The sequence below is a fragment of the Rhodoferax sp. genome (assembly GCF_028689305.1).
Taxonomy (GTDB): Bacteria; Pseudomonadota; Gammaproteobacteria; order Burkholderiales; family Burkholderiaceae_C; genus Rhodoferax.
Genome location: NZ_JAQTWM010000072.1, coordinates 1 through 11,001, shown reverse-complemented (window position 1 = coordinate 11,001; position 11,001 = coordinate 1). Strand labels below are relative to the sequence as shown.

The window sequence follows — 11,001 nt, the reverse complement described above, 5'->3', positions numbered from 1 at the left end:
CCAGGGTTTTGACCAGAAAGTTGCGCATGCCGGGTTCGTCATCAACGACCAGAATCGACCAGTCGGGCCAGCCCTCCAGAGGTTTGGTGGCGGCTACGATGGTTTCTGTGGAGAGGTTCAGGTCATGCATAAGTGCCTGAAATTCTAGCGATAGACCCGACAAAAACAGTCAAGTAAAAATATTTTGACTTGAATCAACGCTTGGTGAGTACCGCTTTGGTGCCATGGATTCAGGTGGTTTCATAGTGGCTTTGCGACAAATTGTCGCAAAGTGTTCTGACAACCTGTCGCACTTGTTGGCAGAGCGTGGGAAGGGGGCACATGCTGGTACTGTGGTTCATCCAAGCATCCTGGGGCATTCATGGGTATGTTCACACATGGCATTGTTTATGCTTTGCTGTGGTGCTTGATTTTTTTTGATGCGCAAAGCGCTTTTCGTTTCGCACCGGCGAGTTTGGTTCGAGCGGGGTTTACCCACTTGCGGGATCGCTTGGGTCTGGTTAGATTAGCCTCAATTTGCTATGTTCTAGTATTCATAGGTAGTTCACTTGAGGAGACTTTTCATGCCTTCATCCCCCTCCAAATTGTCGCGTCGCACGTTGTTCGCCGGCGCTGGCACGGCAGGTGCTCTGGCCGCGGCGGTCAGTGTCGTGCCCGGTGTGACAGCGGTGACACCAACCTCTGCATCCAAACCCCAGCCCAAGCCGGAAAAAGGTGGCGGCTACGCCCTCAGTGACCACGTCAAACACTATTACAGGACTGCTCTGGTCTGACCGCCATTTTTCCCGTTTTCGGAGACTTACATGTTGCTAACCAAAAAATCTGCTGGTTCGTCGGGTAGTGCCGCGCGCACGCCGTTTGTTCACAGCTTGCGCCGGGGCTTGAGTCAGGCTTTGCCCACCATGGATCGTCGCGCTTTTCTGCGTCGTTCGGGTCTGGGCGTCGGGGTCGGTCTGGCCGCCTCGCAACTCACGCTGGTCAAAAAGACCCATGCGGCTGCCGGCAATGTGGCGCTGGGCGAGGGCAAGATTGAAATCAAACGCACTGTGTGCACCCACTGCTCGGTGGGCTGCGCGGTGGATGCCGTGGTGGAGAACGGCGTCTGGGTGCGCCAGGAGCCGGTGTTTGACTCGCCGATCAATTTGGGTGCGCACTGTGCCAAGGGGGCGTCGCTGCGTGAGCACGGCCACGGGGAATTCCGTTTGCGCTACCCGATGAAGCTGGTCAATGGCAAGTACGTGCGCATCAGTTGGGACACGGCGTTGAGCGAGATCACCGCCAAGATGCTGGAGCTGAAAAAAGCCAGCGGCCCGGACAGCGTGTACTTTGTGGGCTCAAGCAAGCACAACAACGAGCAGTCGTACCTGATGCGCAAGTTTGTCAGCTTCTGGGGCACCAACAATTGCGACCACCAGGCGCGTATTTGCCACAGCACCACGGTGGCTGGTGTGGCCAACACCTGGGGTTATGGGGCCATGACCAATTCGTACAACGACATGCAAAACAGCAAGTGCGCCTTGTACATTGGCTCCAATGCCGCTGAGGCGCACCCGGTCAGCTTGCTGCACATGTTGCATGCCAAGGAAACCGGCACCAAGATGATTGTGGTGGATCCGCGTTTCACCCGCACTGCCGCCAAGGCTGACGAGTATGTGCGCATCCGCTCCGGTTCTGACATCGCTTTCCTGTTTGGTGTGTTGTACCACGTGTTCAACAATGGCTGGGAAGACAAGCAGTACATCAATGACCGCGTCTATGGCATGGACAAGGTCAAGGCTGATGTCATGGCCAATTGGACGCCCGACAAGGTCGAAGACGTTTGTGGTGTCAAGGAAGAGCAGGTGCTGCGTGTGGCTCGCATGATGAGCGAGAACCGTCCCAGCACGCTGGTCTGGTGCATGGGGCAGACCCAGCACAGCATTGGCAATGCCATGGTGCGGGCTTCGTGTATCTTGCAGCTGGCGCTGGGCAATGTCGGCAAGAGTGGTGGTGGCACCAACATCTTCCGGGGTCATGACAACGTGCAGGGTGCCACCGATGTCGGCCCCAACCCCGACTCGCTGCCTGGTTACTACGGCATTGTCGAAGGGGCCTGGAAGCATTACGCCAAGGTCTGGGGCGTGGACTACGAGTGGATCAAAAAACAGTTTGCCTCACCGGCCATGATGAGCAAGCCCGGCATCACCGTGTCGCGCTGGATCGACGGTGTGCTGGAGAAAAACGAGCTGATCGACCAGGACAGCAACCTGCGCGGCGTGTTTTACTGGGGCCATTCGCCCAACTCCCAAACCCGTGGCCTGGAAATGAAACGCGCCATGGACAAGCTCGATTTGCTGGTGGTGGTCGACCCCTATCCATCGGCGACTGCGGCCATGGCCGCCATGCCAGGCAAGCCCGAAGACCTGAACCCCAACCGCGCCGTGTACCTGCTGCCGGCCGCCACCCAGTTCGAGACCAGTGGCTCGGTGACCGCCTCCAACCGCTCGATCCAGTGGCGTGAAAAAGTCATTGAGCCGCTGTGGGAAAGCCGCAGCGACCACATGATCATGCAGCAGTTTGCCGACAAGCTGGGCTTTGGCAAAGAGCTGTCAGTCAACTACAAAATGCAAAAAGTCAATGGCATGGACGAACCAATGCCTGAGGACATCCTGCGTGAAATCAACAAGGCCACCTGGACCATTGGTTACACCGGTCAGAGTCCGGAACGCCTGAAAGCGCACATGCGCAACATGGGCGCATTTGATGTCAAAACCTTGCGTTGTAAAGGCACGGTGAAAGACAAGGAGACCGGCTACGACATGACGGGTGACTACTTTGGCTTGCCCTGGCCGTGTTACGGTACGCCTGAGTTGAAGCATCCGGGTTCACCGAATTTGTATGACACCTCCAAACATGTGATGGATGGTGGTGGTAACTTCCGCGCCAACTTCGGTGTGGAGCGGGAGGGTGTGAATCTGCTGGCTGAAGATGGCTCTCACTCCCTGGGGGCTGACATCACCACCGGCTACCCTGAGTTTGATCACGTGTTGCTCAAAAAGCTGGGCTGGTGGGCTGATTTGACCGAGGCCGAGCAAAAAGCCGCCGAAGGCAAAAACTGGAAGACCGACCTCTCCGGTGGTATTCAGCGCGTGGTGCTCAAGGTGCATGGCTGCCACGTGTTTGGCAACGCCAAGGCGCGGGCCGTGGTGTGGAACTTCCCCGATGCCATTCCGAAACACCGCGAACCCTTGTACGGCATTCGTCCCGATCTGGTGGCCAAGTACCCGACGCACGACGACAAGAAAGCCTTCTGGCGCTTACCCACGTTGTACAAGACATTGCAGGACAAGAATGTGGTGGACAAGGTGCACGAAAAATTCCCGTTCATCATGACCTCAGGTCGTTTGACCGAGTATGAGGGTGGTGGCGAGGAGACTCGTTCCAACCCCTGGCTGGCCGAGTTGCAGCAAGAGATGTTCGTCGAAATCAACCCCAAAGTGGCGGCAGAAAAAGGCATTCGCAATGGCGAACGCGCCTGGGTGTCGACCCCCACCGGCGCACGATTGAATGTGCAAGCGCTGGTGACGCCACGGGTCGGGCCAGACACGGTGTTCATGCCGTTCCACTTCTCGGGCCGCTGGCAAGGCGCTGACATGCTCGCGTATTACCCGGATGGCGCGCATCCTGTGGTGCGTGGTGAAGCCATCAACACCTCAACGACTTATGGTTATGACAGTGTGACCATGATGCAGGAAACCAAGACAACCGTCTGCAACATCGAAAAAGCATAAGGAGAACAGCATGGCAAGAATGAAATTTGTTTGCGATGCAGAGCGTTGTATTGAATGCAATGGTTGTGTCACGGCCTGCAAGAACGAGCACGAAGTGCCTTGGGGTGTGAACCGCCGCCGCGTGGTCACGCTCAACGATGGTGTGCCGGGTGAAAAATCCATTTCTGTGGCGTGCATGCACTGTTCGGACGCGCCGTGTATGGCTGTTTGCCCTGTGAACTGCTTCTACCGTACTGACGAAGGTGTGGTGCTGCACGACAAGGATGTGTGCATTGGCTGCGGTTACTGCTCTTATGCCTGCCCATTTGGCGCACCGCAATTTCCCAGCCAGGGCACGTTTGGCGTGCGTGGCAAGATGGACAAGTGCACCTTCTGCGCCGGTGGCCCCGAGGCCAATGGTAGCCAGGCCGAGTTCGAGAAATATGGCCGCAATCGCCTGGCCGAAGGCAAGTTGCCCGTATGTGCCGAGATGTGTTCGACCAAGGCACTGATCGCTGGTGACGGTGACGTGGTGGCCGACATTTTCCGTAACCGCGTGTTGCGCCGTGGTAAGGGCGCTGAGGTCTGGGGCTGGGGAACAGCTTACGGTTCCAAACAAGCTGGTCAACCAGGCGTGGCTGCACCAGAAGGAGCAAAATCATGAAACGGCTGTTGTTTGTAATGATGCTGGCCTCCGCCCTGGCGGCTTGTGGTGAAAAACCGCAAGCGCTTGAAACCAACAAGCATGACAGCGCTGCTTACACCGGAACAGGCAAGGCCTTTGTCAACAAAGACTGGAAACCCGGTGACAAAGCGAGTTGGGAGTCGCAACTGAAAGCACGCGGCCAGTATGGTCAAAATGACTACACCCGTATGAACTGAGCAGAGGAGGCCATATGATCAAAGCCTTATCGTTCGTTGCTGTCATGGCGCTTGCCGGGAGTTGCGCTGTGGCGCAAACGGCACCGGCCCCCGCAGCGGCCATGCCTGGCATCCAGGGGCAAAACATCATGGATGTCAAGCCAGATGCCAGCCAGGAGCCGGGTTATGCCAGCCAATCCAATGGTGAACGTGCCAAGGTACAGCCTGGTAACAATGCGCCAATGTGGCGGCAGGTAGGTTCAGGCGTGGCGGGCTACAGTAGCTTGCCGGTGACGCAAGCACCAGAAGCTGGCGTACTGATTCAGCCCTCTGTGCAATACCCTGGTTCGCGCCTCACCAATGCGGGCGAGGCTTGGCGGCAAACTCGCAACAACTGGTTGATTCCCTATGGCGGCTCGTTGATTTTGATCAGCGTGTTGGCCTTGGCCATCCTGTTTTTCACCAAGGGGCCATTGGGAGACGACTATCCTGCCAACAGTAAAAAAATTGAACGGTTCACGCCGTTTGAGCGTGCGGCGCACTGGGCCAATGCCTTTGCTTTTGTGGCTTTGGCAGTGTCTGGGCTCATCATGGCATTTGGCAAATTCTGGTTGCTTCCGATCATCGGTTCGACCTTGTTTGGCTGGCTGACTTATGCTCTCAAAAATGTGCATAACTTCGTTGGACCGTTGTTTGCGGTGTCGCTGCTGATCGTGATCGGGGTGTTTGTCAAGGACAACATTGCCAACGCTGCTGACTTCAATTGGCTGAAGAAAGCCGGTGGCATGCTGGGTGACAAACAAGTACCTTCACATCGTTTTAATGCGGCTGAAAAGGGCGTGTTTTGGTGGGCGGTGACCATTCCTGGCCTGATTGTGGTGGTCTCCGGCTTGGTGCTGGATCATTTGGTACCCGGGCTGGGATATTTGCGCAGTGATATGCAAATCGCCAGCATGGTCCATTCGGCGATGGCCTTCTGGATTGCCGCGATCCTGATTGGCCACATTTACATGGGCACCATCGGCACGCGTGGTGCGCTGGAAGGCATGAAAACCGGTTACGTGACCGAAGGCTGGGCCAAGGAACACCATGAACTTTGGTACAACGATGTCAAGGCAGGCAAGATTCCTGCGCAACGTGGGCCAACCACAGCATCTTCCGCTGCTGCGGGCGAGCCGGTTCAAATTTGAGACGGTTGGAGACACTTCAATGAATAAGATGATCAAAACCTTGTGTACCGTGGCTGTATTGGCCGTGATGAGTTCAGCGGCTTTGGCCAAGCTGCCAGCTCCTTCTGACGAGGCCAAAGCCAAAGCGGAAGAAGCCAAGGCCAAAACCGCGTGGGCGGGCAAGGTAGATGCGTTCAAGCTTTGCAAAGCCCAGGATGCTGTGGTGGCGCACTACAAAAAGGCGGCGCCAGCCAAGAAGGGCGCGGCTGCGGCCAGCGGCTGTACGGATCCAGGCCCCTTCGTCTATACGCCCAATGTGCCCGCAGTGTCTGCTGCGCCTGCGCCAGCAGTTCCTGCTTCCGTGGCAGTGGCCAAAAAACCTTGAGCACGTTGCGACCCCGTTTGACACAGGCCCGGGCGGCCTTGACGCGCGAGGTGCCGGTGCTCAACGAGTTGGGCAAGCATGATACGGTGTGCATTCCCGTCGAACGGGCGCTGACGGTCTACGTCGACAAGCGTGAACTGGTGACGCTGATGACTTTGGGCGCTTACCCTGAGTTGCTGGTCTTGGGATTCTTGCGTAACCAGCGGCTGGTGACTTGTGTGGACGAGGTAGAGTCCATCACGGTCGATTGGGAGGTGGGTGCGGCAGCCGTCAAAACCCGTCAAGGTATCTCGGACATTGAGGCTCGCACTGCCAAACGGGTCGTGACGACCGGTTGTGGCCAAGGCAGCGTGTTTGGCGATTTGATGGCGGAGGTCGACAGCATTAAGCTGCCACCCGCGACGCTGTTGCAGTCCGATTTGTACGGCATTGTCAATGCCATCCGTTTGCAAGACAGCACCTACAAGTCTTCTGGCTCGGTGCACGGTTGTGCCTTGTTTTGTGGTGCCGAGATGCTGGTTTTTGTAGAGGATGTCGGCCGTCACAATGCACTCGACACCATTGCCGGCTGGATGTGGATGCAAGATGGCCCGGCAATGCCAGGTGCTGACAAAGTTTTCTACACCACAGGCCGACTGACCAGTGAGATGGTGATTAAATCCGCGCAAATGGGGGTGCCGATTGTGGTGTCGCGCAGTGGTATCACCCAAATGGGGCTGGATGTGGCGCAGCGATTGGGTCTGTGCGCCATTGGTCGTGCGACTAACAGGCGCTTTCTGTGTTTCAGTGGGGTACACAGATTGCAGCTGCAACCTGAACTTTCAAACACCCGTAGTACCGCGGTAGCCGAAATGGCGTAAATACGCTTGAACTGTCGGGTTGCTGAGGATTCATGCACTCAACACTCGCCCAACTGCGCTATCGTTGGTGCATGAAAATTTCTTTCCTTCAACTGGGTTGGCGTTCCTTGTTGCGTGATTTGCGCTCGGGGGAATTGCGTTTGTTGATGGTGGCGGTCACGCTGGCGGTCGCTTCGTTGACAGCCGTTGGCTTTTTTGCAGATCGGCTCAAAGGCGGCTTGCAGCGTGATGCTCGGCAGCTTTTGGGTGGGGATGCGGTGGTGGCCAGCGACAATCCCATGCCCGCAGCTTTCTTGGCGCAGGTGCGTGCACTTGGGTTGCAACAGGTGCAGCATCTCGGGTTCCCTACGATGGCCCGCGCGCCGCAGGCGCAAGGCGGCAACATCCGGCTGGTTGCGTTGAAAGCGGTTGAAGCGGGTTACCCCTTGCGTGGCGACTTGCGTGTCAGTGCCGCGCCGGATGCGCAAGCGGTCTTGACACGCGAGGTCCCGATGCCAGGACAAGCCTGGGTTGAGGCGGCGGTGCTGGAGAGTTTGAATCTACAGGTGAATGACACCTTGCTGCTGGGTGACAGCGCCTTGCGCATTGGCCGGGTGATTGTTGACGAACCTGATCGCGGTGCTGGTTTCATGAGTTTTTCACCCAGGGTCATGATCAACCTGGCTGACGTGGCGGCGACGGGCCTGGTGCAACCTGCCAGCCGGGTGCGCTACCGTTTGGCCGTGGCCGGGGATGACCAGGCGGTGCGCGCCTTTGTGGATTGGGCAGAGGCCCAAATCCTCGCGCGTAGCGTGCGTGGTATGCGAGTGGAAGCGCTGCAGGGCGGACGCCCGGAACTCAACACCACGCTGGACCGTGCTGAAAAATTCCTGAATCTGGTGGCCTTGCTGGCGGCGTTGCTCAGTGCCGTGGCGGTTGCTTTGGCTGCGCGTGGTTTTGCTGCCAGCCATCTGGATGATTGCGCCATGTTGCGGGTGCTGGGCCTGCGTCAGCGCACCATCGCGGCCGCCTATAGCCTGGAGTTTGTGCTCACCGGGTTGCTGGCCAGTGTGATCGGGGTGGTGCTGGGTTTTGCAGTGCACTACGGATTTGTCGCTTTGCTGGCCGGGCTGGTGAACACCCACCTGCCGGCTCCCAGTATCTGGCCGGTGTTGTTCGGTGTCGGCATGGGCCTGACCTTGCTGGTGGCGTTTGGGTTGCCGCCGGTGCTGCAACTGGCCCAGGTGCCCCCGCTGCGGGTGATCCGGCGTGATGTCGGTGGACTGAAACCGGCCTCGGCCAGTGTGCTTGGCCTGGGCATCATCGGTTTTGCTGCCTTGCTTATGGCCGCCAGCAGCGATCTCAAGCTGGGCCTGATTGCCGTGGGTGGCTTTGCGGCGGCGACGGTGTTGTTTGCGTTATTGAGCTGGGGGGCGGTCAAGCTGTTGCGGCTGGTCGTCAACGACGCCACCGCGCCCACGGCCCTGGTTCTGGCAACGCGGCAGATTTCAGCCCGCCCCGTTTTTGCGGTTGTTCAGGTCAGTAGTCTGGCGGTTGGCTTGCTGGCGCTGGTGTTGCTGGTATTGTTGCGCACCGATCTGATCAGCAGCTGGCGCCAGGCCTCACCCGTGGATATGCCCAACCGTTTTGTGATCAACGTCATGCCCGAGCAGGGGCAGGCATTCACGCAGGCGCTGAAAGACGCCGGGGTGACCCAGTTTGACTGGTTTCCCATGATTCGTGGCCGACTGGTGGCCATCAACGGTCGTGACATCAGTCCGGATGACTACAGTGAAGAGCGGGCGCGCCGGCTGGTGGACCGTGAGTTCAACCTGTCACACAGCGCCCGCCAGCCCACTCAAAATGTGCTGGTGGCTGGGCGCTGGCAGGCCAATGAGGCCGGTGCCATCAGCCTGGAGGAAGGGATTGCCAAGACCCTGGGGGTGTCACTAGGAGACCGCCTGACGTTTGATGTCGGCGGCTTGCAGCTGGAATCCAGAATCACTTCGCTGCGCAAGGTGGACTGGGGGTCCATGCGGGCCAATTTCTTCGCCATGTACCCGGTGGACCGGCTGGACCATGTGCCGGCCACCTACATGAGTGCGTTCAGGGCACCTGCCAGGCCAGGCTTCGACAACGCCCTGGTGCGTCAGTTTCCCAATATCACCAGTGTCGACATGACAACGACCATTGGCCAGATTCAGCGCATACTGGACCAAGTGATTGGTGCGGTGGAGTTTTTGTTTGCTTTCACGCTGGCCGCTGGTCTGGTGGTGTTGTTTGCTGCGGTCACGGCGACCCGCGAGGAACGCTCGCGTGAATATGCCATCATGCGTGCCATTGGCGCCCGCGAGCGTTTGCTGCGGCAGGTGCAGCGCATTGAGCTCGCGGGTGTTGGCCTGTTGGCCGGATTTCTGGCATCGCTGGTGGCCAGTGTTGTCGGCTGGGCCCTGGCTCGTTATGTGTTTGAATTTGCCTGGTCGGTGTCACCATGGGTGTTGTTGCTGGGGGCTCTGGCCGGAGCCGGGCTGGCGCTGGCCGCTGGCTGGTGGGGCCTGCGTGATGTGCTGCGCCGCCCGGTGGTGCAGACGCTGCGTCAGGCGGCGTCCTGACCTGACCAGGGGAATCTATGCCAACCACTCATTTGTTATACCTGCACGGTTTTCGTTCTTCGCCAGCGTCGGCCAAGGCGCGCATGACGGCGGCGGCAGTGGCCAGTCGGCATCCTGGCGTGACTTGGTTGTGCCCGGCCCTGCCAGCGTCACCCAAACAAGCCATGGACGGGGTGCTGCAGGCCATCGCCGACTGGCCGAAGGCCTCGATGGCGGTGGTGGGGTCGTCACTGGGCGGCTTTTATGCCACTTGGCTGGCTGAACGTCTGGGCTGCAAGGCGGTGTTGCTCAACCCGGCGGTGCATCCGGCACGTGATCTGGCGGTACACCTTGGTGAACACGCGGTGTGGCATGACCCTGATCAGCGCTTTGTCTTTGAGGCACGGTATGTGGACGAACTCATCACCCAGGAGGTGGCCCATATCAGCCATCCTGAGCGCTACTTTGCGGTGATTGCCAAGGGAGATGAGGTGTTGGACTGGTGTGAAATGACGGCCCATTACCCGGGGGCCTCCATCAAACTGCTGCCCGCCGGCGACCACGCCCTCAGCGACTATGACCAGCACCTGGACGCTGTGCTGGGCTTTCTTGACCTGATTTGAGTGGGCAGCAGGGCCACCCGCCATTGAGCAGCACGGCTTACCCCAGTTCAAAGCTGGTGACACCAAACACACGGTTGATCGGCAACTGTGGCGCCGGACCCAAGTACATGCGCGCTGTCTCAAACACCAGTTGCATACCGTGGCGCTGTGCCAGGTTAACGGCAGCCGGGTTGGCAGCAGGCGTGTCCAGAAAGACCGGTGCCCCGGTCGGCGCACTGGCCCTGAGCGCCAGCCACAACCGTTCAGCCAGCGCAGGGCTGTCGGCCAGCAAGGGCCCGACTTTGAAGCCAGACCGGCAAGGGCGCAGCACACCGTAACCAAGCAGTTGGCCTTGTTGGACCAGCCCCAAGGCCACGGCGCCAGGTTGATCAACCCAGCAGCGCAGGAAAGCCACGCGGTTATCAGGGAACAAGGGTTGGTCGTAAGCGGCGATGTCCTCCAACGGTACGTTGGCCAGTGGGACCACCGCCTCGTCGGTCGGGCAGGGCGCGCCGCCAACCCCTTGGTAGCGGATGTTGCGGTAGGCCAAATCAAAGCCCGATTTACGGTAATTGCTCTGTTGCGCCAGCACACCATCCAGCCCGACGGTACGCCCGGCCAGCCTGCTCAGGCCAGCTTGCCATATCTGCAGGCCCAGACCCTGACCGCGGAACCTGGGCTGGACGATGTAAAACCCAATGAAGCCAAAAGATGCGCCGTACTTCACTGCAGAAATGGTGGCGACCGGCTCGTCGTCCAGCAGCCCGACCAGAAAACCACCGTGATCAGCCGCGTAAAACGCATC

At 58.8% G+C, this 11,001-nt stretch carries 10 protein-coding genes; 9 read left to right on the top strand and 1 reads right to left on the bottom strand.

Going from position 1 to position 11,001, the window contains the following annotated elements:
- The first annotated feature begins 563 nt into the window (after positions 1–563).
- The 9 genes from PHW99_RS13785 (at position 564) to PHW99_RS13745 (ending at position 10,217) form a co-directional block, all read left to right on the top strand.
- A complete protein-coding gene (locus tag PHW99_RS13785; protein ID WP_300178587.1) occupies positions 564–773 on the top strand; it encodes a formate dehydrogenase in 210 nt (69 codons plus the stop codon).
- A 30-nt stretch (positions 774–803) separates the two neighbouring features.
- Positions 804–3,770 (top strand): formate dehydrogenase subunit alpha, encoded by a 2,967-nt coding sequence (locus tag PHW99_RS13780; RefSeq protein ID WP_300178584.1) that lies wholly within the window; start codon positions 804–806, stop codon positions 3,768–3,770.
- A 10-nt stretch (positions 3,771–3,780) separates the two neighbouring features.
- Complete coding sequence (fdh3B, locus tag PHW99_RS13775; RefSeq protein ID WP_300178580.1) at positions 3,781–4,413, top strand: formate dehydrogenase FDH3 subunit beta; 633 nt, start codon at positions 3,781–3,783, stop codon at positions 4,411–4,413.
- Positions 4,410–4,631 carry a hypothetical protein gene (locus PHW99_RS13770; protein ID WP_300178577.1) on the top strand — a complete coding sequence of 74 codons (222 nt, stop codon included), beginning with the start codon at positions 4,410–4,412 and terminating at the stop codon, positions 4,629–4,631. Before fdh3B ends, PHW99_RS13770 begins: the two co-directional genes overlap by 4 nt.
- A gap of 101 nt (positions 4,632–4,732) precedes the next feature.
- Positions 4,733–5,800 carry a formate dehydrogenase subunit gamma gene (locus tag PHW99_RS13765; RefSeq protein WP_300178615.1) on the top strand — a complete coding sequence of 356 codons (1,068 nt, stop codon included), beginning with the start codon at positions 4,733–4,735 and terminating at the stop codon, positions 5,798–5,800.
- Between the two features lie 19 nt (positions 5,801–5,819).
- Positions 5,820–6,164 (top strand): hypothetical protein, encoded by a 345-nt coding sequence (locus PHW99_RS13760; RefSeq protein WP_300178574.1) that lies wholly within the window; start codon positions 5,820–5,822, stop codon positions 6,162–6,164.
- Positions 6,165–6,169: 5 nt separating this feature from the next.
- Positions 6,170–7,024 (top strand): formate dehydrogenase accessory sulfurtransferase FdhD, encoded by an 855-nt coding sequence (locus PHW99_RS13755; RefSeq protein WP_300178612.1) that lies wholly within the window; start codon positions 6,170–6,172, stop codon positions 7,022–7,024.
- 71 nt (positions 7,025–7,095) lie between these two features.
- Complete coding sequence (locus PHW99_RS13750; protein ID WP_300178571.1) at positions 7,096–9,615, top strand: FtsX-like permease family protein; 2,520 nt, start codon at positions 7,096–7,098, stop codon at positions 9,613–9,615.
- A 17-nt stretch (positions 9,616–9,632) separates the two neighbouring features.
- The gene (locus PHW99_RS13745) at positions 9,633–10,217 is read left to right on the top strand and encodes a YqiA/YcfP family alpha/beta fold hydrolase (protein ID WP_300178568.1); all 585 of its coding nucleotides are present in this window, start codon (positions 9,633–9,635) and stop codon (positions 10,215–10,217) included.
- 37 nt (positions 10,218–10,254) lie between these two features.
- Here the strand turns inward: PHW99_RS13745 and PHW99_RS13740 are convergent.
- The coding region (locus PHW99_RS13740; RefSeq protein ID WP_300178565.1) for a GNAT family N-acetyltransferase at positions 10,255–11,001 on the bottom strand (747 nt) is incomplete at its 5' end.

Excerpts from the sequence above, each read along its gene's own strand:
- fdh3B (WP_300178580.1), top strand. The coding sequence starts at position 3,781 with ATGGCAAGAATGAAATTTGTTTGCGATGCAGAGCGTTGTATTGAATGC.
- PHW99_RS13750 (WP_300178571.1), top strand. The coding sequence starts at position 7,096 with ATGAAAATTTCTTTCCTTCAACTGGGTTGGCGTTCCTTGTTGCGTGAT.
- PHW99_RS13745 (WP_300178568.1), top strand. The coding sequence starts at position 9,633 with ATGCCAACCACTCATTTGTTATACCTGCACGGTTTTCGTTCTTCGCCA.
- PHW99_RS13770 (WP_300178577.1), top strand. The coding sequence starts at position 4,410 with ATGAAACGGCTGTTGTTTGTAATGATGCTGGCCTCCGCCCTGGCGGCT.
- PHW99_RS13765 (WP_300178615.1), top strand. The coding sequence starts at position 4,733 with ATGCCTGGCATCCAGGGGCAAAACATCATGGATGTCAAGCCAGATGCC.
- PHW99_RS13780 (WP_300178584.1), top strand. The coding sequence starts at position 804 with ATGTTGCTAACCAAAAAATCTGCTGGTTCGTCGGGTAGTGCCGCGCGC.
- PHW99_RS13760 (WP_300178574.1), top strand. The coding sequence starts at position 5,820 with ATGAATAAGATGATCAAAACCTTGTGTACCGTGGCTGTATTGGCCGTG.
- PHW99_RS13785 (WP_300178587.1), top strand. The coding sequence starts at position 564 with ATGCCTTCATCCCCCTCCAAATTGTCGCGTCGCACGTTGTTCGCCGGC.